Source organism: Methylobacterium sp. EM32 (genome assembly GCF_040593685.1).
Taxonomy (GTDB): Bacteria; Pseudomonadota; Alphaproteobacteria; order Rhizobiales; family Beijerinckiaceae; genus Methylobacterium.
Map to the genome: position 1 here is coordinate 1 of NZ_JBEXZS010000068.1, position 21804 is coordinate 21804.

Below are 21804 nucleotides of genomic sequence, written 5' to 3' on the forward strand. Positions count from 1 at the left end.
AGGCGATGGGGGTGCGGATCGCGATGGACGATTTCGGCACCGGCTACTCGTCGCTGTCGAACCTGCGCGCCTTCCCGTTCGACAAGATCAAGATCGATTCCTCCTTCACCCGCTCGGTCGATACCAGCGAGCAGGCCGCCACGATCGTGCGCACGGTGCTGGGGCTCGGCCGCGGCCTCGGGCTGCCTGTCCTCGCCGAGGGAGTCGAGACCTCGGCCGAGCTGGCCTTCCTGGGGGCCGAGGCCTGCCACGAGGCGCAGGGCTACCTGTTCGGCCGCCCGGCCCCGATCGAGTCCTTCCGCCACCTGACCACCGGCCGGCCGCGCGGGGAGGAGGCCGCGGCGTGAATCCGCCCGCACAGGCTGGCACGCGGCGGCGGGAGGCGGCATAAGCCGAGACCGAGGGACCGGCCGGCAACCGCTCGGTCCCACCGCCTCCACCGAGACGAGACCCCATGACCGTCAAGGCCGTTCCCACGCAGCCCTTTCCCGATCAGAAGCCCGGCACCTCGGGCCTGCGCAAGAAGGTCCCGGTCTTCCGCCAGCCCGGTTACGTGGAGAACTTCGTCCAGGCGATCGTCGACTGCCTGCCCGACCGGGCCGGCACGACCCTGGTGGTCGGCGGCGACGGGCGCTTCCTCAACCGCGAGGTGGTGCAGACGACCCTGAAGATCGCGGCGGCGAACGGCTTCTCGCGCATCATGGTCGGCCGCGGCGGCCTGCTCTCGACCCCCGCCGCCTCCTGCGTGATCCGGAAATACGGCGCGATCGGCGGCGTGGTGCTCTCGGCGAGCCACAATCCCGGCGGTCCCGAGGGCGATTTCGGAATCAAGTTCAACGGCCGCAACGGCGGTCCCGCGCCCGAGCCGGTGACCGAGGCGATCTTTGCCCGCACCAAGGCGATCACCGAGTACCGCATCGTCGAGGCCCCCGATATCGACCTCGACGCGCTCGGCGACGTGGCTCTCGGTGACGCCACCGTCACGGTCATCGATCCGGTGGCGGATTACGCCGCCCTGATGGAGACGCTGATCGATTTTCCCGCCATCAAGGCCCTGTTCGCGTCCGGCTTCCGGATGCAATTCGACGCGATGAGCGCGGTGACCGGGCCCTACGCCAAGGAGATCCTGGAGCGGCGCCTCAGCGCCCCGGCCGGCACGGTGGTCAATGCCGAGCCCCTGCCCGATTTCGGCGGCCACCACCCGGACCCGAACCCGGTTCACGCCCACGACCTGATGGCGCTGATGACCGGCCCGGACGCGCCCGATTTCGGTGCCGCCTCCGACGGCGACGGCGACCGCAACATGATCGTCGCCCCCCACCTCTTCGTCACCCCGAGCGACAGCCTGGCGATCCTCGCCGCCCACGCCCATCTGGCGCCCGGATACAAGGACGGGCTGTCGGGCGTCGCCCGCTCGATGCCGACGAGCCGCGCCGCCGACCGGGTCGCGGCGGCGCTCGGCATTCCGGCCTTCGAGACCCCGACCGGCTGGAAGTTCTTCGGCAACCTGCTCGATGCCGGGCGGATCACGCTCTGCGGCGAGGAGAGTGCCGGCACCGGCTCGAACCACGTGCGCGAGAAGGACGGGCTGTGGGCGGTGCTGCTCTGGCTCAACCTGCTCGCCGCGACGGGCAAGCGCGCCGACCAGGTGGTGCACGACCACTGGGCTCGTTACGGCCGCGACTACTACGCCCGCCACGACTACGAAGAGGTGGAGAGCGCCGCCGCCGAGGGGCTGATGGGCGCGTTGCGCGAGAAGCTGGCCGGGCTGCCGGGGCAGCGCATCGGCGAACTGACCGTCGAGGCGGCGGACGACTTCGCCTATACCGATCCGGTCGACGGCTCGGTGACGACGCGCCAGGGCGTGCGGATCCTGTTTCGCGAGGATGCCCGGGTGGTGTTCCGCCTGTCGGGCACCGGCACGGTCGGGGCGACCCTGCGGGTCTATCTCGAGCGCTTCTCGAAGGACCGGCTCGACGCCCCGACCGCCGAGATGCTGGCCCCCGTCGTGGCTGCCGCCGAGGCGGTCGCCGGGATCGTGCAGCATACTGGGCGGACCGAGCCGTCGGTGGTGACGTAGGGGCGGCGCTGGTTCTCTCCTCTCTCCGCGGGCGGGGAGAGGAGAAAGCCCTCGCCTCTCCCCGTCGCCCTGCCCCTACTCCGCCGCCGCGAGCGCCGGCCGCGTCTCCGCCACCCCGTCCAGCGCTGCGGGCCGCGGGCCGCCGGTCGCCCAGTCGAGCAGCTCCACCGTGTGGACGATCGGGATGGCGGTGCCCTTCCCGATCTGCGTCGCGCAGCCGATATTGCCGGTGGCGATCACGTCGGGCCGGACGCGCTCGATATTGGCGACCTTGCGGGCGCGTAAGTGCGCGGCTAGCTCCGGCTGCAGGATGTTGTAGGTGCCGGCCGAGCCGCAGCAGATATGGCCCTCGGGCACGTCCTTCACGGTGAAGCCGGCCCGCGCCAGCAGCGCCTTCGGCTCGGTGCGCAATCCTTGCCCGTGCTGCATCGAGCAGGCGGAGTGGTAGGCGACGACGAGGTCGGTCTCGACCACCGGCTCGGACAGGCCGAGGCCGGTCACGTATTCGGTGACGTCGCGGGCGATGCCCGCGACCCGCGCGGCCTTCGCCGCGTAGGCCGGGTCGTCGCGGAACATGAAGCCGTAATCCTTGATCGTGGTGCCGCAGCCCGAGGCCGTGACCACGATCGCATCCAGCCCCTCGCCGTCCATCTCGGCGATCCAGGCATCGATGGTGCGCTTGGCGAGCGCGTGCGACGACTCCTCGTGGCCCATATGGTGGGTGAGCGCGCCGCAGCAGCCCTCGCCCCTGGCCTGCACCACCTCGACACCGTGGCGGTTGAGGAGCCGGATCGCCGCCTCGTTGAAGTCCGGCCGCAGCACGCTCTGGGCGCAGCCGCGCAGCAACGCCACCCGGCCGCGGCGCGGGCCAGCGGGCGGGAAGCGGCCGGGCTTGTCCTGCGCCGAGCGGGTCGGCAGCGCGGCGGGGGCGAGGTCGAGCATCGCGGCGAGCCGATTGCCGATCTTCGGCATCCTCGACGCGATCCCCCGGAACGGCCGGCCGAGGGTGGCGCCGAGGAGCGCCAGGCGGAAGCGGTTCGGGTAGGGCAGCACGCGGGCCAGCACCGCTCTCAGGAAACGGTCCTCCACCGGGCGCGCATAGGTCTTCTCGATATGGGCGCGGGCATGGTCGACGAGGTGCATGTAATGCACCCCCGACGGGCAGGTCGTCATGCAGGACAGGCAGGACAGGCAGCGGTCGACGTGCTTGACCACCTCCGGGCTCGCCGGCTTGCCCCCCTCCAGCATGTCCTTGATCAGGTAGATCCGCCCGCGCGGCGAATCGAGCTCGTCGCCGAGCAGCAGGTAGGTCGGGCAGGTGGCGGTGCAGAAGCCGCAATGCACGCAGGTGCGCAGGATCTTCTCCGAGGCCGCCATGGCCGGGTCGGCGAGCTGCGCGAGGGTGAAGCTGGTCTGCACGGCGATTCCTCGGGGCGGGTCCTTGGGGGGCGATTCTTCAGCGCCTTCGCGTCCCGTATCTAGATCATTTTCAAGGTGGCGGGAGCGGCTTTCCGGGCCGCCTCCCGCGCACGGTGCCGCATGACATCTCAGGCGCTGCCGATCGCGACGCCGGCGAGCAGCACCAGGACGCCGCCCAGCACCACCTGGAGGGCGGCGCGCCAGAACGGCGTCTCCATGTAGCGGGTGCGGATCGCCGAGATGGCGAGGAGTTCCACCGCCACCACCAGGGCGGCGAGCAAAGTCGCGATCGCGAAGGCGTTGGTCCAGGAATCCGGCACCAGGTAGGGCAGCGTGTGGCCGAGGCCCCCGACCGTCGTCATGATCCCGCAGACGAGGCCGCGCAGCCAGGGCGAGCCGCGGCCGGTGATGCTGCCGTCGTCGGACAGGGCCTCGGTGAACCCCATGCTGATCCCGGCGCCGATCGAGGCGGCGAGGCCGACGAGGAAGGTCTGCCCATTGTTGTGGGTGGCGAAGGCGGCGGCAAAGAGCGGCGCCAGCGTCGAGACCGAGCCGTCGATCAGCCCGGCGAGGCCGGGCTGGACGTAGCGCAGCACGAACAGCCGGTGGGCGGCCTTCGCCTCGGCGGCGGCGGCGTTCCCGGTCTCCTGCTCGGCACTGAGCGCCTCGGCCCGGCGGCCGTGGCCGCGCTCGATCTCGGCGAGGCGGGTGAAGAGTTGGCGCACCCCGAGATCCCGGGTGAGCGTGGCCGCCCGCTCGTAGAAGCCGGCGGCCTGCGCCTCCATTGCCTCCGTCTCCCGCCGCATCCGGCCGGCATCGAGCCCCTGCCACCAGAACGGACGGCGGCGCGGGAAGCCGCGCACGTCTTCGCGCCGCAGCGGCGGCAGGTGCTCGCCGAAGCGCGCGCGATAGGCCGCGTAGAGGTCGTCGCGGTGGCCCCGCTCCTCGTCGGCCATCGCCTCGAACAGACCGGCGGAGCCCGGCAGGTCGGCCCGCAGGCTCTCGGCGAAGCTGCGGTAGATGCGGGAATCCTCCTCCTCGCTGGCGATGGCGAGGGCCAGCACCTCGCGCTCGGTGAGATCGGTCAGGGCTTTCATGCGTGCGATCCTGTTTGGAATGGCTCCAATCTATAGATTGGAGCCATTCCAAACAAGGCTTTCGTGAATCCCGGTCTCGCTCTGGCTTGCAGGTTGCGCGCGGCCCTGTTCGACGAGCCAGCGCAGGTTCGCCACTCTCGCCTGCCGACAACCCCAGCCCGATCTCGGCCAGGACGCTACCGTCACGCCGTATCGCCGATCGGCGTCACGGAGAGCTTCAGGCCGAACGACTTCAAGACGTCGAGAACCGTCGCGAGCTGCGGATTGCCCTTGTCGGAAAGGCCCCGATAGAGGGCCTCCCGCGCGAGACCCGTATCCTTCGCGACCTGCGACATGCCCTTGGCCCTCGCAACATCGCCGAGAGCTGCCGCGATCGTCGCGGGGTCGCCATCGTCGAACACGGCATCAAGGTATTCGGCGACCCTCTCCGGTGTCGTGAGAAAGTCGGCTGCGTCCCAGGGGGTGATTTTCGCCGTCATCTTGCAAGCTCCTTCGCCCGTTGGATGTCCTTCGCCTGGCTCGATTTATCGCCTCGCAGACGAGAAGGATGATGGTTCTTCCTCTCTGCGTGAAATAGATTCGATATCCGGGGCCGTAATCGATCCGTAATTCGCTGACGCCCTCACCGATCGGCTTCACGTCGCCGAGATGGCCCGTCGAGAGTCGGCGAAGCCGAGCCGTGATCCGTGCCTGGGCGCGAATATCGCGAAGCCGGTCGAACCAGGCCGTGAAGGTATCGGTCTGCTGGATCTCGAACATGCCAATCTGTAACCTGCAGGTCACGGTTCTCCAAGTACGCATCGAGGCTCCCGGCCTGGACGGGAAGCTCACCATCGCTCCCCACGGGTGCGGTGCCGCACGCCCCGTCACGCCTCCACAACCTGACGGCGGTTGCCTCGCGGGCCCGAACGGAGCATGACGGCGCCCGGATTCGCGGGGCCCGCGCCGGACCGGATTCCCCGCATCTCCCCTGAAGCGTTCCCCTCCACGAAGTGGCCGAATGAGCGTCGTCACCCGCATCGCCCGCAGCCGGGCGGCCCAGGAGAGCCTCGGCTTCCTCGGCGCGAGCTACCTGAAGCTGGTGCGCCGCACGAACCGCTTCAGCCTCGATCCGCCCGATGCCTACGAGTGGCTGACGCCGCTGCGGCCGTTCATCGCCGCGATGTGGCACGGCCAGCACCTGATGGTTCCGTTCGTCCGCCGGCCCGGGGATCGGGTCGCCACCATGGTGTCGCGCTCCGTCGATGGCGGCGTGAACACCGCGGTGCTGGAGCGCTTCGGGGTCCGGGTGATGCGCGGCTCGGGCGCGCGGCGCGCGAGCGACGTCTGGGCCAAGGGGGGGATTCAGGCCCTGCGCGGCTGCCTCAAGGCGCTGGAGGACGGCGAATCGGTGGCGTTCAGCGCCGACGTGCCGAAGGTGTCGCGGCGCTGCGGCGAGGGCATCGTGATGCTGGCGCGGCTCTCCGGCCGGCCTGTGGTGCCGACCGCCGTCGTCACGAGCCGCTACCTGCAATTCGACAGCTGGGACCGGGCGAGCCTCGGCCTGCCCTTCGGCCGCGGCGTGATGGCCTTCGGCGAGCCGATCATGGTCGCCCGCGACCTCGACGCCGCCGGGATCGAGGCGGCGCGCCTGCGCATCGAGACCGACCTCAACGCGGTGCATGCCCGCGCCTTCGCGCAGGTCGGCCGGATCGACCCGGTGCATACCCGCAAAGAGGCCCCCGCCCGATGAGGCGCCAGGATGTGCCGGCGCTGCTGCGCGCCTATCATTACGGCCTGATCGCCGGCGAGCCGGCGCTCGCGGGCCTGCTCGCCTGGCGGCGCCGGCGCGGCAAGGAGGATCCGGTGCGCCTGCCCGAGCGCACCGGGCGGCCCGGCAAGCCGCGGCCGGCCGGGCCCCTCGTCTGGGCCCACGGCGCCAGCATCGGCGAGGCCCTGTCGCTCATCGGCCTCGTCGAGCGCCTGACCCGGCGCGGCTTCTCCGTGCTCGTCACCTCCGGCACCCGCACCTCGGCCGAACTCCTGGCGCGGCGGCTGCCGCGGGGCGCGCTGCACCAGTTCGCGCCCCTCGACGCGCCGCGCTACCTCGCCCGCTTCCTCGACCATTGGCGGCCGGACCTGGCGCTGGTCGCCGAATCGGAGCTCTGGCCCAACACCATCCTGGCCCTGCACGAGCGCGAGGTGCCGCTGATCCTGGTCAACGGGCGGATGTCCGAGCGCTCGGCCCGCGGCTGGGCCCGCACCCCGGCGGTGGCGCGCGCCATCCTGTCGCGCGTCGCGCTCTGCCTCGCCCAGAGCCAGGAGGAGGCCGAGCGGTTCGCGCGGCTCGGCGCCCCCCGGGTCGAGCCCGGCGGCAACCTGAAATTCGACGCCGGACCGCCCCCGGCGGATCCCGAGCAGCTGCGCCAGCTCGGCGGGGTGATCGCCGGGCGCCCGGTCTGGCTCGCCGCCTCGACCCATCCGGGCGAGGAGGCCGCCGCCACCGCGGCCCACCGGGCGCTGGCCCGGCGCTACCCCGACCTCCTCACCATCGTGGTGCCGCGCCACCCCGACCGTGGTCCGGCGGTCGCCGCCGACGCGGCGTCGGCGGGCCTGCGCGTCGGGCGCCGCGCGGCCGGCGGCCAGCCGCACGACAAGGTCGATCTCTACGTCGCCGACACGGTGGGCGAGCTCGGCCTGTTCTACCGCCTGTGCCCGCTGGTCTTCGTCGGCGGGTCGCTCGCCCGCCACGGCGGGCAGAACCCGATCGAGCCGGCCCGCCTCGGCGCCGCGATCCTGTCCGGGCCGCACGTGCGCAACTTCGCTCAGGTCTACGGCGCGCTCGAGCGCGCCGGCGGCGCCCGGATCGTGCGCGACGGACAGGAGCTGACGGCGGCGGTCGGCCAGCTCCTCGCCGATCCGGCCGCCCGCCGGGCGATGGCGCAGGCCGGCGCCGCGGCGATCGAGGGCGCCGGCGGCGCCACCGACCGGGCGATGGCGGCGATCGAACCCTTCATCTGCCAGCTGAAGATCGCCGGGCGGTTCGCCTCGTGATCCGGGCGCCGGGCTTCTGGTGGCGGGACGACCCGACTCCGGCGGCCCGGCTGCTCGCGCCCCTCGGGGCCGTCTACGGCGCCCTCGCCGCCCGCCGGATGGCGCGGGCCGGCGCCGAGGCGCCCTGCCCGGTGGTCTGCATCGGCAACTTCACCCTCGGCGGCGCCGGCAAGACGCCGACGGCCCTGGCGGTGGCCGGCCTACTCGGCGATCTCGGCCGGCGCCCGGTCTTCCTGAGCCGGGGCTATGGCGGGCGCCTGGCCGGACCGGTGCGGGTCGAGCCTACGCGCCACGGGGCGGCGGAGGTCGGCGACGAGCCGTTGCTGCTGGCCCGCGCCGCCCCGGCGATCGTGGCCCGCGACCGGGTGGCGGGGGCGCAGGCCTGCCGCGCGGCCGGCGCCGACATCATCGTGATGGATGACGGGCTGCAGAACCCGAGCCTCGCCAAGACTTTCGTGATCGCGGTGGTCGACGGCGCGGTCGGCCTCGGCAACGGGCGGGTCTTTCCGGCCGGCCCGCTGCGGGCGCCGGCGGCCGTGCAGTGGCCGCGTGTTCACGCCGCCCTGGTGATCGGCGAGGGCGCGCCCGGCGCCCGGGTACTGGTGGAGGCGAGGGCGCGCGGGTTGCCGGCGCTGCGCGGCCGGCTCGTGCCGGATCCGGCCGTCGCCGCGTCCTTGCGCGGGCGCCCGGTCCTGGCTTTCGCGGGGATCGGAAGGCCGGAAAAATTCTTCGCGACTTTGCGCGAGGTCGGGGCGGATCTGCGCGAGACCCGCGCCTTCCCGGACCATCACGCCTTCACGGCGGCCGAGGCCGAGGCGCTGGCGGCGGAGGCCTCGCGCCGGAACCTCCTGCTGGTGACGACCGAGAAGGACCGGGTGCGCCTGCCCCCCGCGCTGCCGGTGGCGACGCTGCCGGTGGGGCTGGCGCTCGAGGAGCCCGAAGCGCTCTGCGCCCTCCTACGCGGACTTTGACGAGTCGCGCAGGCGCACCATCACGGCGTCGGGATCGGCATAGGCCTCCTGGCGCTCGACGCTCCAGTAGCGCAGGGCGTCGAGGGGGATCTCGACCCCGGTCACCGCGCAGCGCACGAAGCGGCCGGGCCGCACCACCCGCAGGTTGCTGTCGCCATACTCCACGACGGCCTCGCCGGACCCGCCGCGCTCGAACCGTCCGAGCATCGGAAAATTCCTCTTGGTGGAAAGAAAGCGGGTGTAGGGCGCGCGGGGCGGCTTGTCGACGGGCTCGACGGCGGGCGTCCGGCCGGCCATGATCCGGCGCGTCCGTAACGGTCACCGGGACGAGGATGGATCCGACCGACACCCTGCTCTCCGCCGCGCGCGCGGCCCAGGCGCGGGCCCACGCGCCCTATTCGCGGTTTCGCGTCGGCGCCGCGATCCGCGACGAGGCGGGGGCGGTGCATGCCGGCTGCAACGTCGAGAACGCCGCCTATCCGGTCGGCACCTGCGCCGAGGCCGGTGCCATCGCCACGATGATCGCGCAGGGTGGCCGGCGCATCGCGGCGATCCTGGTGCTCGGCGACGGCGAGGCTTTGGTCACTCCCTGCGGCGCCTGCCGCCAGCGCATCCGCGAATTCGCCGCCCCCGACACCCCGATCCACGTCGCCGGGCCGCTCGGTGTGCGAAAGACCTTCACCCTGGACGAGTTGCTGCCCGCCTCCTTCGGCCCGGACAACCTCGCGTGAGCGCCCCGTCCGACGATCCCCGTGTCGCCGAGGCCGCCGGTTTCCTGCGGGCGCGCGGCATTGACGGCGGTTTCGCGCTCGCCCTCGTCACCGGCACCGGGCTCGGGCCGCTGGCGGAGCGGGTCGAGGAGCCGGTCGCCATACCCTACGGCGAGATCCCGCATTTCCCGGCCTCCGGCGTCTCGGGCCATGCCGGGCGGCTGGTGGCGGGGCGCCTCGGCGGGCGCCGGGTGCTGCTGTTCCAGGGCCGGGCCCACCCCTACGAGCACGGCCAGGCGGATGCGATGCGGGTGCCGGTCGGCGTGGTGGCGGCGCTCGGGGGGCCGCCGCTCCTCCTCACCAACGCCGCCGGCTCGCTCCTAGCCCAGGCCGGCCCCGGCCGCCTCGCGCTGATCACCGACCACATCAACCTGTCAGGGATGAACCCGCTCTACGGTGAGCCCTCCGACGCCCGCTTCGTGCCGATGGTCGAGGCCTATGACCCCGGCCTGCGGGCGGCGCTGAAGGCCGCGGCGACCGCGAGCGGCATAGCCTTGCACGAGGGGGTCTATGCCTGGTTCTCGGGTCCGAGCTTCGAGACCCCGGCGGAGATCCGCATGGCGAAGGGTCTCGGCGCCGACCTCGTCGGCATGTCGACGGTGCCGGAGGTGATCCTCGCCCGCTTCTTCGGCCTCCGGGTCGCGGCGCTCTCGCTGGTCACAAACTACGCCGCGGGCTTCGCCGACGGTGCCCCGCACCACGCCGAGACCAAGCGGGTGGCGGCGCAGGCCGCGGAGGATGTCGGGCGGCTCGTGACCGCTCTGCTCTCCGGCGACTTCTGATCCCTTTCCACGGAACCCTCCCATGACGCTGCTGCCGCAGGAACTGATCCGCCTCAAGCGCGACGGCCATGCGCTGCCGCCGGAGGCGATCGAGGCCTTCATCCTCGGCCTGACCGAGGGGCGGGTCACCGAGGGGCAGGCGGCGGCCTTCGCGATGGCGGTGTTCTTCCGCGGCCTGTCGCTGCCGGAGCGGGTGGCGCTGACCCGGGCGATGATGCGCTCGGGCACGGTGCTGACCTGGGACCTGCCCGGCCCGGTCGTCGACAAGCACTCGACCGGCGGCGTCGGCGACACGGTGAGCCTCCCCCTCGCCCCGATGGTCGCAGCCTGCGGCGGCTTCGTGCCGATGATCGCCGGCCGCGGCCTCGGGCATACCGGCGGCACCCTCGACAAGCTCGACAGCATCCCGGGCTATGTCTCGCAGCCGGACGTCGACCTGTTCCGGCGCGTCACCCGCGCGGTCGGCTGCGCGGTGATCGGCCAGACCCCGGACCTCGCCCCCGCCGACCGGCGGCTCTACGCCATCCGGGACGTCACCGGGACGGTGGAATCGCTCGACCTGATCACCGCCTCGATCCTGGCGAAGAAGCTCGCGGCCGGCCTTCAGGGCCTCGTCATGGACGTGAAGGCGGGATCGGGCGCCTTCATGGCCCGCACCGACGAGGCTTACGGCCTCGCCGAGAGCCTGGTCACGGTGGCGAACGGCGCCGGCGTGCCGACCCGCGCCCTCCTCACCGACATGGACCAGCCGCTCGCCTCCGTCGCCGGCAACGCCGCCGAGGTGGCCTACGCCATCGACTACCTGACCGGCCGCCGGCGCGAGGCGCGCTTCCACGCCGTCACCCTGGCGCTCGGCGCCGAGATGCTGGTCCTCGGAGGCTTGAGCCCCGACGTCACCGAGGCCACCGCGCGCCTGGAGAAGAGCCTGGCCTCGGGCCGGGCCGCCGAGACCTTCTCGCGCATGGTGGCGGCGCTCGGCGGACCGATCGACCTCGTGGCGCATCCCGAGCGCCACCTGGCCGCCGCGCCCGTGACGCGCCCGGTCGTCCCGCCTCAGGAAGGCCGGGTCGCCGCCATCGCCACGCGGGCGATCGGCGTCGCGGTGATCGGGCTCGGCGGTGGCCGGACCCGCCCGGAGGACAATATCGACCACGCCGTCGGCGTCACCGACCTCGCGCCGGTCGGCGCCGAGGTCGGGCCGGACCGGCCGCTCGCGGTGGTGCATGCCCGCAGCGAGGCGGCGGCCGCGCGGGCGGAAGCCGAGATCGTGGCGGCTTATCAGGTCGGGTCGGAGGTGGTGGCGGAGCGGAAGGTGGTTCTGGGGCGGGTCGAGTAGGATTTTTCCTCTCGCTGTGCCGACATGCGAGGGTTTATCCTTTCCTATCCACGACCTCATCCTGAGGTGCCGCGTAGCGGCCTCGAAGGAGGCCTCCAGAAGTCGCAGCGGTTCCTGGAGGCCTCCTTCGAGGCCGCTACGCGGCACCTCAGGATGAGGTCGTGGATAGGACAAGCAGAGTCCCTGCGTTGGGCGGACCCTGCGGCACTTCCGGGTTCACGATGAAGCCCAAGCGATCCCCCAAACACCAAGAAGGCGCCTGAGGGGCGCTTGTCCCGCCCCTGGCGCCTTGCTGGACACATCGAGTGCGTCGCCCCGGCGGACCGGGGCGGAGCGATCAGCAGAAGTACTGGCCGATCTGGCGCTCGAGATCGTCGGTGATGCGGCCGCCGCGGGTCTCGACGAACTCGCCGATGCGCTGCTCCTGGCGGCGCTGGTTGGCGGCGTGGACCGAGCGGACGATGCGGCTGACGAGGGTGAGGATGCCGGGCTCCACGGCGGAGCGCTCCTCGACCGGGGCGAGCAGAGAGTGAGTGATGACCGCGAGCATGGGGATCTCCTGTGAGATTGCGCGCGGGCGTTTCCGATGTTCTTGTTGCAACGCAATATGGACGCTGCCGCGCTGCACACAAGCGTCACGGGTGCAGCGGCGCCATGCGCATCCGACATGCCGCGGCCTGCGGCCCGGTTAACCTGGCGGTTACGCTTCGGTGTTTGGGGCCAACGGGTTGACCGGGGTTGACCCCAGGAACCCGACGCGTCAATCACCCGGTCGCGTGCCCCGTCGCCCGCGCGTCATGCTGGCCTGCTAGGCGAGCCGACCGGCCCGGGGGACTCGCCCCCGTGGGCGGGGCCCATCGCTAACCACATGTCCGGAGACCTTGAGCGCCATGACCGACTGGCCCGTCCACGGCCGCATCAGCGGCCCCATCGTGATGATCGGCTTCGGCTCGATCGGCCGGGGCACCCTGCCCCTGATCGAGCGCCACTTCACCTACGACAAGGCCCGGTTCACGGTGGTGGAGCCGTCGGACGCCCACAAGGCGCTCGCCGACAAGCACGGCCTGCGCTTCGAGCAGGTCGCGCTGACGAAGGACAACTATCGCGAGGTCCTGACGCCCCTGCTCACAGAGGGCGGCGGCCAGGGCTTCTGCGTCAACCTCTCGGTCGATACCTCGTCGCGGGACATCATGGAGCTGTGCCGCGAGATCGGCGCACTCTACATCGACACCGTCGCCGAGCCGTGGCCGGGCTTCTACTTCGACAAGAATGCCGGCCCCGCCGACCGCACCAACTACGCGCTCCGCGAGCAGATCCTCGACGCCCGCCGCCGCAAGCCCGGCGGCCCGACCGCGGTGTCGTGCTGCGGCGCCAATCCCGGCATGGTGTCATGGTTCGTCAAGCAGGCGCTCCTCAACGTCGCGAGCGACCTCGGCCTGCAGACGCCCGAGCCGAAGACCCGCGACGAGTGGGCCGCGCTGATGCGCGAGACCGGCGTAAAGGGCATCCACATCGCCGAGCGCGACACCCAGCGCGCCAAGTCGGAGAAGCCGCAGGGCGTCTTCGTCAACACCTGGTCGGTCGAGGGCTTTGTCTCCGAGGGCAACCAGCCGGCCGAGCTCGGCTGGGGCACCCACGAGACCTGGATGCCGGAGAACGGCCGCACGCTCCCGAACGATGCGCCGGCGATCTACCTGCTCCAGCCCGGCGCCGACACCCGCGTGCGCTCCTGGACCCCGACCGCGCAGGCGCAGTTCGGCTTCCTGGTGACGCATAACGAGGCGATCTCGATCGCCGACTACTACACGGTGCGCCAGGAGGGTAAGGCGGTCTACCGGCCGACCTGCCACTACGCCTACCATCCCTGCAACGAGGCGGTGCTCTCGCTGCACGAGATGTGGGGCCAGGCCGGCAAGGTGCAGGAGAAGCAGCACATCCTCGACGAGAACGAGATCGTCGACGGCATCGACGAGCTCGGCGTGCTGCTCTACGGCCACGGCAAGAACGCCTACTGGTACGGCTCGCAGCTCTCCATCGAGGAGACCCGGGCAATCGCCCCCTACCAGAATGCCACCGGCCTCCAGGTGACCTCCGCCGTGCTCGCCGGCATGGTCTGGGCGATCGAGAACCCTGAGGCCGGCATCGTCGAGGCCGACGAGATCGATTTCCGCCGCTGCCTCGAGGTGCAGACGCCGTATCTCGGTCCCGTGATCGGGGTCTACACCGACTGGACGCCGCTCTCGGGCCGCCCGGGCCTCTTCCCGGAGGACATCGACGAGAGCGACCCCTGGCAGTTCCGCAACGTGCTGGTGCACGGCGCGTAACGCGCAAGTTCGAGGCACCGCGCCCCTTGTTCGGGCGCGGTGCCTCACCGCCGCGGGCTGTCGCCCGTCCCCGCCCGGTGCTACGATCGGGGCGGTGACAGGGAGCCGTCATGTCGCTCGCGCTGCGGCGCGCCCCGCGGATGCGGGTCGCCGAATTTCTGGAAGTGATTCGCGACCGCCCTGACGAGGAGCGCTGGGAGCTTCTCGACGGCGAGGCGGTGCTGGCACAGCCTCCGTTCGAGCGCCACCAGCTCATCGTGACGAACCTCGCCATGGCGCTGTACCCGCTTGCGAAGGCGCGCGGCGGACGATCGCTGATCGGGTTCGGGCTCCTCAACGACGAGATCGACGATTGCGCGCCGGTCGCCGACGTGGTCGTGCGCTGCGGCCCGCTCCTGCCCGGCGGCCATGCCCGCGATCCGATCGTCGTCGCCGAGGTGCTGTCGCCCGCGACCCTGCACGTCGACCGGGGTCGCAAGGTCGAATTCTACCAAAGCCTTCAGACCCTCCGCGCCTACCTGATCGTCTATCAGGACGAAGCCCGGGTCGAGGTCTGGCCGCGCGGTGACGGTCCGGACTGGTCCTTGCGCGTTCTCGGCCGAAACGACGCGATTCCGCTTCCCGATCTCGGCGGCGAGGTTCCGGTCGCCGCCCTCTATCACGGCATCCCCCTCTGATTCCCGAGCCGCCCTTGCCCCATTTCGACGAATTCTACGCCAACAAGCTGCGCGGCTCCCTCGGGGTGACCGACGCCGAATCGGTGCTCGACCTGCGCGGCGCCCCCCGGCCGCAGGCCGAGGCTTCGCTCGCCGAAATGCTGGAACGCAGCCGCTTCGCCAAGGGCAAGACCGTGGCGGTGCGGCTCGACGGACCGGTGCCCGGCGGGGGCGAGACCCTGTTCCAGCCGGTCGGCCGCCAGCTCCTCGACGCCAAGCGCCGCGGCTGGGTCGAGCGGCTCCAGACCCTGCCGTCGCAGGACGGCCTCGGCTTCTACGTCGCGTTGGCCGGGCGGCCCGACAAGACGCCCGAGGCGCGCTGAGACAATGGCTCCGCCCTCCGCCGCGAACCCGGCCGACCTGCCCGCCACCGAACTCCTGCGCCTCTACGCCGGCCGCGCCCTCTCGCCGGTCGCGGTGACGGAGGCCGTGATCGCCCGCGCCGAGGCCGCCGAGCCGCACCTGCACGCGCTCTACGCCTTCGCGCCGGAGGCGGCGCTGGCCGCCGCCCGCGCCTCCGAGACACGGTGGATGAGGGGCGAGGCCCTGCCCCTCGACGGGGTGCCGGTCACCATCAAGGAGAACATCGCCGTCGAGGGCGTGCCGATGCCGCTCGGCACCGCCGCCCGGGACGACGTGCCCCCGAGCCCGCGCGACGCGCCCGCCACCGCCCGCCTGCGCGAGGACGGGGCGGTGATCGTCGCCTGCACCACCATGCCGGATTACGGCATGCTGTCCTCGGGGCTCTCCAGCTTCCATCCCCTCACCCGCAACCCGTGGGACCTGACCAAGGGCCCGGGCGGCTCCTCGGCCGGTTCGGGCGCGGCGGCGGCTGCCGGCTACGGGCCGATCCATCTCGGCACCGATATCGGCGGCTCGATCCGGCTGCCCGCGTCCTGGTGCGGGGTCGTCGGCCTGAAACCCAGCCACGGACGAGTGCCCCTCGACAACGCGTTCTACGGCCGCTGCGCCGGCCCCCTCACCCGCAGCGTCGCCGACGCGGTCCTGGCGATGCACAGCATCAGCCGTCCGGACGACCGCGACCCGACCGGCCTGCCGCCGGCCGACCTGCCCTGGCTCGATCTCGACGGGCTGGAACTGACGGGTCTGCGCCTCGGGCTGGTGATGGAGAGCGGGGCGGGCCTTCCCCTCGATCCGGGGAACCGAGCGGTGGTGGAGCAGGCGGTGCGGCTTCTCGCCGAGGCCGGCGCGGTCATCGAGCCGGTCCCGGCCTTCCTCACCCAAGGCATGCTCGACGGGCTCGACCTGTTCTGGCGCCAGCGCGCCTCCCTCGACATCGAGGCCCTGGACGAGGCCCGCCGCGCCCGGGTGCTGCCCTTCATCCGCGACTGGGCGGCGGGCGGCCGGAACTTGAGCGGTGCCGCGGTCTTCCACGGCATGGGCCAGATGGCGGCGATGCGCGACGCCGCGCTCGCGGCGATCCGGCCGTTCGATTTCCTGGTCGGCCCGGTCTCGCCGAACCCGCCCTTCCCGGCCGAGCACGCCTCGCCGACCAACGATCCGGCCCGGGCGATGGCCCACATCGCCTACACGGTGCCGTTCAACATGTCGGAGCAGCCGGCGATCTCGGTCCCGGCGGGGTTCACGCCGGAGGGGTTGCCGGTGGGGTTACAGATCGTCGGCAAGCGCTTCGACGATATCGGGGTGCTGCGACTGGCGCGGGCGTTCGAAAAGATCCGGCCGGCGTTGAGGCCGTGGCCGGTGGTGGCCTGACCAGAACCAGACGGCTTCCGCAAGTCTTGTTCAAAGAGAGATCAGGCACCGCGTCCCATCTATTGCGGGTGCGGGTCGTCCGCGGGGAGAGGGGAAAGCCCGCGTTTTGCCGATACAGGAGTAAAGCGAGCGCCGGTTGCATTACGCCACTTCCCCCTTCAACCGTGCCAACGCCCGCTCCCGCCCGATCAGCGGCAGCAGGCCAGCGAGGTCCGGGCCGTGGTCGAGGCCGGTGAGCGCGAGGCGCAAGGGCAGGAACAGCGCCTTGCCCTTGAGGCCGGTGGCGGCGCGTACCGCCTCCGTCACCCGCTTCCAGGTGCCGGCATCCCACGGCTCCGGCGGCAGCGCCTCGCGGGCCACCGCGAAAAGGTCCGGCGTCTCGCCGGTCACCGGGGTCACCGGGCCCTGCACCACCCGCCACCATTCGGCGGCGTCCGACACCCGGGTCAGGTTCGCCCGCACGACCTCCCAGAACGCTTGCCCCTTCTCCGGCGCGACGCCGGCCGCCGCCAGGCGCTCGGCCACCGCCGCGTAGGGCAGCCCGTGGACGACGCGGGCGTTGAGACCGTCGAGCTCGTGCTCGTCGAACTTCGCCGGGGCCCGCGAGACGTGGGCGAGGTCGACGAGCGCGGCCAGTTCGTCGAGATCGGCCACCGGCCGCACCGCCTCGGCCGAGCCGGTCAGCACCGCCAGAGCCGCGACGGCCATCGGCTCGTAGCCGGACTCGCGCAAGCCCCGCAGGGAGAGGTGGCCGAGGCGCTTCGAAAGCCCCTCGCCGCTCGCCGTGGTGAGCAGGTTGTGGTGGGCGAAGACCGGCACCGGGGCGCCGAGCGCGGAAAAGATCTGGATCTGGACCGCCGTGTTGGTGACGTGGTCCTCGCCGCGGATCACGTGGGTCACGCCGGTCTCGGCGTCGTCGACTACGGAGGGCAGGGTGTATAGGTAGCTGCCGTCCTCGCGGATCAGCACCGGGTCGGACAGGCTGTCGGCCTCGACGTGGCAAGGCCCGCGCACAAGGTCGTCCCAGGTCACGGTGCCGGGATCGAGGCGGAAGCGCCAGTGCGGCCGGCGCCCTTCGGCCTCGAAGGCGGCGCGCTCCTCCGGCGTGAGCTTCAGGGCGGCGCGGTCGTAGACCGGCGGCAAGCCGCGGCCGAGCTGGCGCCGGCGACGGCGCTCCAGCTCCTCGGCGGTCTCGTAGGCCGGGTAGAGCCGGCCAGCCGCCTTCAACCGCTCGGCGGCCGCGTCGTAGATCGCCAGGCGCTCGGACTGGCGAAAGGTCCCGTCCGGGACGATGCCGAGCCAGGCCAGATCCTCCCCGATCGCCGCGGCGAATTCAGGCGTCGAGCGCGCCGTGTCGGTGTCGTCGAGGCGCAGCCAGAACTGCCCGCCCGCCCGTCGGGCGAACAAGGCGTTGAACAGGGCCGGCCGGGCATTGCCGATATGGAGGAAGCCGGTGGGCGAGGGAGCGAAGCGAACGACGGGAGTCATGCCGGCTCTCGTAGAGCATCGGCCGAGCGGGGCGCAATCGCGCGGTGGCCGGACCGCCTGAGAGAGCTCGCGCTTGACAGACCTTGCCCCGGCCCGCATCGCGGGCCCGTGGCCTCCCTCTCCCCCCTTCTGCCCGCCGGCACCACGGCGTGGCTGATCACCGACGGCAAGGCTGGCGATCTCGCGCCCTGCCGCGGTCTCGCCGAGGCCCTGGGGGTGGCGGCCGACGAGCGCGTGATTGCGCCGCGCCCACCCTTCTCCTGGCTCGCGCCCCGCGGCCCGGCCGACCCGCGCGAGCAGGCGTTGACGCCTCCCTGGCCCGACCTCGCCATCGCCACCGGGCGCCGGGCGGTGCCGGCATTGCGCGCGGTCAAACGCCGCTCGGGCCGAAAAACCTTCACGGTGTTCCTGCGCGATCCGCGCATCGGCGCGCGCGCGGCCGACCTGATCTGGGTGCCGGCCCATGACGGCTTGCGCGCGCCCAACGTGATCGTGACCGACATCGGCCCGCACCCGGTCTCCCCCGCCCGCCTCGCCGCCGCGCGAAACGATCCCGATTCGCGGTTGTCCGGCCTGCCCTCCCCCCGCGCCGCGGTGCTGGTCGGCGGCGACAGCCGGCACGGGCGCTTTTCGGAGACGGACGCGTGCGCCCTGCTCGCCGGGCTGGAGCGCCTGGCCGGCGAGGCGAGCCTGATGATCACCACCTCGCGGCGCACGCCCGAACGCCTGCGGGCGGCGCTCGCAGACCTAGCCCGGCGCCGCGGCGGCTATTTCTGGGACGGCCGCGGCGAGAATCCGTACCTCGCGATGCTGGCGCTCGCCGACACGATCGTGGCGACGGCCGATTCGGCCAACATGGTGACCGAGGCCTGTGCCGCCGGCGTCCCGGTGCTGCTGTTCGAGCCGCAGAACGTCTATGCCCGCCACCGGCCGCTGTTCGAGGCCCTGAAACGGCACGGACCTGTGCATGTCTTCGACGGACGGGTTGAGTCGTTGCCGTCCAAGCCCTTAGACATGACACTCGCGATCGCGCAGGCTGTGGCGAATGCCTATATCGGGCATCGCGACGCGCTCGCCCGCCACCAGGCTCGTTAGAATCTGGCCGGCGGCAGCCCCGGAGATCCGTATGTCCACCACCAAGCAGGCTCCCCAGCACGAGAAGCTCGTGATCATCGGCTCCGGCCCCGCCGGGTACACCGCCGCGATCTACGCCGCCCGCGCCATGGTCGAGCCGCTGCTGATCTCGGGCTTCCAGCCCGGCGGCCAGCTGATGATCACCACCGACGTCGAGAACTACCCGGGCTTCGCCGACGCGATCCAGGGCCCGTGGCTGATGGAGCAGATGCGCTCCCAGGCCGAGCATGTCGGCACCCGGATCGTCTCGGAATACATCGCCAAGGTCGACCTCGTGCAGCGGCCGTTCCGGCTCGAGGCGGATTCCGGCGCGGTCTTCACCTGCGACGCGCTGATCATCGCCACCGGCGCCCAGGCCAAGTGGCTCGGCCTGCCCTCCGAGGCGAAGTTCCAGGGTTTCGGGGTCTCGGCCTGCGCCACCTGCGACGGATTCTTCTTCCGGGGCAAGGAGGTCGTGGTCGTCGGCGGCGGCAACACCGCGGTCGAGGAGGCGCTCTACCTCGCCAACCTCGCCTCCAAGGTCACGGTCGTGCACCGGCGCGACAGTTTCCGGGCCGAGCGCATCCTGCAGGAGCGCCTGTTCAAGCACCCGAACGTCGAGGTGGTGTGGAACCACGCGATCGAGGAGATCTGCGGCCGCGACAAGCCGTCCGCAGTCACCCATCTCCGCCTGCGCGACACCGTCACCGGTGCGATCAGCGAGCGCAAGGCCGACGGCGTGTTCATCGCTATCGGCCACCAGCCGGCGACCGCTGTGTTCGAGGGGCAATTGCCCTTCCGGGCCGGCGGCTACCTGGAAGTCACGCCCGGCACCGCCATGACGGCGATCCCCGGCGTCTTTGCGGCGGGCGACGTCACCGACGATGTCTATCGGCAGGCGATCACCGCCGCCGGGATGGGCTGCATGGCCGCCCTCGAGGCGGAGAAGTACCTGGCCAACCTGGCTGTCGGCGAAGAGCCGCGCCAGGCCGCGGCCGAGTAGGCGAGTTGTACCGGGGCCGGGGATGAGCCCCGGCCCCGGCCTTTGGCGTTCGCTCTGAACTCACCGGTCTTCCTGGCCGGCCGGGGCTCTGGCGCGGGGTTTGACGGCCGTGGACTGGGACAAGATCCGGATTTTCCTCAACGTCGCCGAAGCCGGCAGCTTCACCAAGGCGGGCGACGACATCGGGCTCAGCCAGTCGGCCGTCAGCCGCCAGATCAGCGCGCTGGAGCGCGAGCTGAAGGCGCCGCTGTTCCACCGCCACGCCCGCGGGCTGATCCTGACCGAGCAGGGCGACCTGCTGTTCCGGGCCGCCCGGGACATGAAGATGCGGCTCGAGACCACCCGGGCCCGCCTCGTCGAGACGAGCGAACGCCCGTCCGGCGACCTCAAGGTGACGACGACGGTGGGTCTCGGCACCGCCTGGCTCGCCCAGCGCATCGCCGAGTTCCTCGACCTGCACCCGGACGTGCGCGTCGAGCTGATCCTGACCAACGAGGAGCTCGACCTCGCGATGCGCGAGGCCGACGTCGCGATCCGCCTGCGCCGTCCGGCACAGCCGGACCTGATCCAGCGCCGGCTGTTCACCGTGCACTACCACGTCTTCGCCTCGCTCGAATACGTGAAGCGCTTCGGCGAACCGAAGACGATCGACGATCTCGACAAGCACCGCCTGGTCTCGTTCGGCGGCGACCAGCCCTCCTACCTGATGGCGACGCACTGGCTCTCCACCGTCGGCCGCGAGGGCCGCGAGCACCGCACGATCCACTTCACGGTCAACAACATCTCGGCGCTCCAGCTCGCGGTCGAGACCGGCGCCGGGATCGGCATCCTGCCGGATTACGTCGCCGACGGGAACGAGCAACTGGTGCAGGTCTTGCGCGACTACGAGATGCCGAACCTGGAGAGCTACCTCGTCTACGCCGAGGAGATGCGGACGGTGGCCCGCGTCCAGGCATTCCGGGACTTCCTGGTCGCGAAGGCGCAGCGCTGGACGTATTGAGGGGGCGACCGGGCGTGCGGGATCGAGTCCGGGCGCCGCCTTCTCTCCCACCCGCAACCTCATCCTGAGGTGCGAACGCAGTGAGCCTCGAAGGAGGCTTCCAGAGATCTCAGCGGGATCTGGAGGCCTCCTTCGAGGCCTCCGCTTCGCTCCGGCACCTCAGGATGAGGTCGCGGGTGGGAGAGAGGGTTTGCGAAGCCGTCGCGCCTCCCCTTCCCGCTTGCCTTTCCGCCCGCCGGCGCCATGCTCCCTCGGGCAGCCGCAAGGTCAGCCGAGAGGAGCCCCGATGACCGACGACGAGACCTTCATGGCGCGCGCCATCGCGCTGTCGGAGCAGACTGCCCTCGTCGAGAGCGCGGGCGGCGTCTTCGGCGCCGTGATCGTGCGCGACGGTGAGATCATCGGCGAAGGCGCCAACCGGGTCGTCGCCGAGAACGACCCGACCTGGCACGCCGAGATGGCGGCGATCCGCGACGCCTGCAGGAAGGAGGGCAGCTTCAAGCTGCCCGGCGCCACCCTCTACACCTCCGCCGAACCCTGCCCGATGTGCATGGCCGCGGCCTACTGGGCCGGCATCTCGCGGATCTTCTACGCCTCGACCAACGAGGACGCCCTGCGCCACGGCAATTTCGACGACAGCATGATCTACGAGGAGGTCCGCAAGCCGGCCGACCAGCGCAAGATCCCGATCCGCCAGATCATGCGCGCCGAGGCGATCGAGGTCTGGAAGCGCTACGAGGCCAAGGCCGACCGGGTGCCGTACTGAACGCAGAGGCTGATTGACCGTCGCATAAAGTCCATCCTGCGTGCACGTCGGCACCCCTCCCCGTCATCCCGGGGATCGTCGAAGACGAGAACCCGGGATCCACGATCGCTGACGCTGGAGACCAAGGCGGATCGCATCCCGCTCCATCCTGTCTCATCGGCGGTTACGGGTC

Annotated in this window: 23 protein-coding genes; 16 read left to right on the forward strand and 7 right to left on the reverse strand. The window is 71.7% G+C overall.

What is annotated here, in order from left to right; translation table 11 throughout:
• Window positions 1–347, forward strand: a 347-nt coding sequence (locus ABZT49_RS10205) for an EAL domain-containing protein (protein ID WP_355285875.1), incomplete at its 5' end; no start/stop codon positions are given.
• A 107-nt stretch (window positions 348–454) separates the two neighbouring features.
• Window positions 455–2080 (forward strand): alpha-D-glucose phosphate-specific phosphoglucomutase, encoded by a 1626-nt coding sequence (locus ABZT49_RS10210; RefSeq protein ID WP_355285877.1) that lies wholly within the window; start codon window positions 455–457, stop codon window positions 2078–2080.
• 75 nt (window positions 2081–2155) lie between these two features.
• Here the strand turns inward: ABZT49_RS10210 and glcF are convergent, their stop codons facing one another.
• From glcF to ABZT49_RS34260, 4 genes are all read right to left on the reverse strand, one after another.
• The gene (glcF, locus tag ABZT49_RS10215; protein WP_355285879.1) at window positions 2156–3499 is read right to left on the reverse strand and encodes a glycolate oxidase subunit GlcF; all 1344 of its coding nucleotides are present in this window, start codon (window positions 3497–3499) and stop codon (window positions 2156–2158) included.
• 128 nt (window positions 3500–3627) lie between these two features.
• Window positions 3628–4596 carry an iron exporter MbfA gene (gene mbfA / locus ABZT49_RS10220; RefSeq protein ID WP_355285881.1) on the reverse strand — a complete coding sequence of 323 codons (969 nt, stop codon included), beginning with the start codon at window positions 4594–4596 and terminating at the stop codon, window positions 3628–3630.
• Window positions 4597–4778: 182 nt separating this feature from the next.
• Complete coding sequence (locus ABZT49_RS10225) at window positions 4779–5075, reverse strand: addiction module antidote protein (protein ID WP_355285883.1); 297 nt, start codon at window positions 5073–5075, stop codon at window positions 4779–4781.
• Entirely contained in the window at window positions 5002–5616 is a 615-nt protein-coding gene (locus ABZT49_RS34260) for a type II toxin-antitoxin system RelE/ParE family toxin (protein ID WP_407943481.1), read from the reverse strand. The genes ABZT49_RS10225 and ABZT49_RS34260 overlap by 74 nt, the downstream gene beginning before the upstream one ends.
• Between ABZT49_RS34260 and ABZT49_RS10235 the strand changes: the two genes are divergently transcribed.
• The 3 genes from ABZT49_RS10235 to lpxK are packed head-to-tail and all read left to right on the forward strand — an operon-like array spanning window position 5597 to window position 8600.
• Window positions 5597–6328 (forward strand): lysophospholipid acyltransferase family protein, encoded by a 732-nt coding sequence (locus ABZT49_RS10235; protein ID WP_355285885.1) that lies wholly within the window; start codon window positions 5597–5599, stop codon window positions 6326–6328. The genes ABZT49_RS34260 and ABZT49_RS10235 overlap by 20 nt on opposite strands.
• The gene (locus ABZT49_RS10240; RefSeq protein WP_355285887.1) at window positions 6325–7629 is read left to right on the forward strand and encodes a 3-deoxy-D-manno-octulosonic acid transferase; all 1305 of its coding nucleotides are present in this window, start codon (window positions 6325–6327) and stop codon (window positions 7627–7629) included. Before ABZT49_RS10235 ends, ABZT49_RS10240 begins: the two co-directional genes overlap by 4 nt.
• A complete protein-coding gene (gene lpxK / locus ABZT49_RS10245; protein ID WP_355285957.1) occupies window positions 7629–8600 on the forward strand; it encodes a tetraacyldisaccharide 4'-kinase in 972 nt (323 codons plus the stop codon). The genes ABZT49_RS10240 and lpxK overlap by 1 nt, the downstream gene beginning before the upstream one ends.
• On the opposite strand, the gene ABZT49_RS10250 is transcribed toward lpxK, so the two are convergent.
• Window positions 8586–8807, reverse strand: a complete 222-nt coding sequence (locus ABZT49_RS10250) for a DUF2093 domain-containing protein (protein WP_355285959.1) — start codon at window positions 8805–8807, stop codon at window positions 8586–8588. The two genes, lpxK and ABZT49_RS10250, sit on opposite strands and share 15 nt — an antisense overlap.
• Window positions 8808–8932: 125 nt before the next feature.
• On the opposite strand from ABZT49_RS10250, the gene cdd reads away from it, so the two are divergent.
• The 3 genes from cdd to deoA are packed head-to-tail and all read left to right on the forward strand — an operon-like array spanning window position 8933 to window position 11488.
• Window positions 8933–9331, forward strand: a complete 399-nt coding sequence (gene cdd, locus ABZT49_RS10255) for a cytidine deaminase (protein ID WP_355285889.1) — start codon at window positions 8933–8935, stop codon at window positions 9329–9331.
• Window positions 9328–10152, forward strand: a complete 825-nt coding sequence (locus ABZT49_RS10260) for a purine-nucleoside phosphorylase (RefSeq protein ID WP_355285890.1) — start codon at window positions 9328–9330, stop codon at window positions 10150–10152. Before cdd ends, ABZT49_RS10260 begins: the two co-directional genes overlap by 4 nt.
• A 22-nt stretch (window positions 10153–10174) precedes the next feature.
• Complete coding sequence (gene deoA, locus ABZT49_RS10265; RefSeq protein ID WP_355285892.1) at window positions 10175–11488, forward strand: thymidine phosphorylase; 1314 nt, start codon at window positions 10175–10177, stop codon at window positions 11486–11488.
• Between the two features lie 337 nt (window positions 11489–11825).
• Here deoA and ABZT49_RS10270 read toward each other — a convergent pair whose 3' ends face one another.
• Window positions 11826–12038, reverse strand: coding sequence for a hypothetical protein (locus ABZT49_RS10270; RefSeq protein ID WP_093570299.1), 213 nt, complete (start codon window positions 12036–12038; stop codon window positions 11826–11828).
• 340 nt (window positions 12039–12378) lie between these two features.
• Between ABZT49_RS10270 and ABZT49_RS10275 the strand changes: the two genes are divergently transcribed.
• The 4 genes from ABZT49_RS10275 to ABZT49_RS10290 all read left to right on the forward strand — a co-directional run bounded on the left by ABZT49_RS10275 (window position 12379) and on the right by ABZT49_RS10290 (window position 16262).
• On the forward strand, window positions 12379–13812 hold the full coding sequence (locus ABZT49_RS10275) for a saccharopine dehydrogenase NADP-binding domain-containing protein (protein ID WP_355285894.1): 1434 nt from the start codon (window positions 12379–12381) through the stop codon (window positions 13810–13812).
• 110 nt (window positions 13813–13922) lie between these two features.
• On the forward strand, window positions 13923–14489 hold the full coding sequence (locus tag ABZT49_RS10280; protein WP_355285896.1) for a Uma2 family endonuclease: 567 nt from the start codon (window positions 13923–13925) through the stop codon (window positions 14487–14489).
• Between the two features lie 14 nt (window positions 14490–14503).
• Window positions 14504–14851, forward strand: coding sequence for a hypothetical protein (locus ABZT49_RS10285; RefSeq protein ID WP_355285898.1), 348 nt, complete (start codon window positions 14504–14506; stop codon window positions 14849–14851).
• 4 nt (window positions 14852–14855) lie between these two features.
• Window positions 14856–16262, forward strand: a complete 1407-nt coding sequence (locus ABZT49_RS10290) for an amidase (RefSeq protein ID WP_355285899.1) — start codon at window positions 14856–14858, stop codon at window positions 16260–16262.
• A gap of 141 nt (window positions 16263–16403) precedes the next feature.
• On the opposite strand, the gene gltX is transcribed toward ABZT49_RS10290, so the two are convergent.
• Window positions 16404–17750 carry a glutamate--tRNA ligase gene (gltX, locus tag ABZT49_RS10295; RefSeq protein ID WP_355285901.1) on the reverse strand — a complete coding sequence of 449 codons (1347 nt, stop codon included), beginning with the start codon at window positions 17748–17750 and terminating at the stop codon, window positions 16404–16406.
• A gap of 108 nt (window positions 17751–17858) precedes the next feature.
• Between gltX and ABZT49_RS10300 the strand changes: the two genes are divergently transcribed.
• The 4 genes from ABZT49_RS10300 (at window position 17859) to ABZT49_RS10315 (ending at window position 21632) form a co-directional block, all read left to right on the forward strand.
• A complete protein-coding gene (locus ABZT49_RS10300) occupies window positions 17859–18845 on the forward strand; it encodes a mitochondrial fission ELM1 family protein (RefSeq protein ID WP_355285903.1) in 987 nt (328 codons plus the stop codon).
• 31 nt (window positions 18846–18876) lie between these two features.
• Window positions 18877–19866: a thioredoxin-disulfide reductase gene (gene trxB / locus ABZT49_RS10305; RefSeq protein ID WP_355285904.1), complete on the forward strand. Its 990-nt coding sequence runs from the start codon at window positions 18877–18879 to the stop codon at window positions 19864–19866.
• Between the two features lie 109 nt (window positions 19867–19975).
• Window positions 19976–20866, forward strand: a complete 891-nt coding sequence (locus tag ABZT49_RS10310; protein WP_355285906.1) for a LysR family transcriptional regulator — start codon at window positions 19976–19978, stop codon at window positions 20864–20866.
• Between the two features lie 286 nt (window positions 20867–21152).
• Window positions 21153–21632: a nucleoside deaminase gene (locus ABZT49_RS10315; protein WP_355285908.1), complete on the forward strand. Its 480-nt coding sequence runs from the start codon at window positions 21153–21155 to the stop codon at window positions 21630–21632.
• Window positions 21633–21804 lie beyond the last annotated feature (172 nt).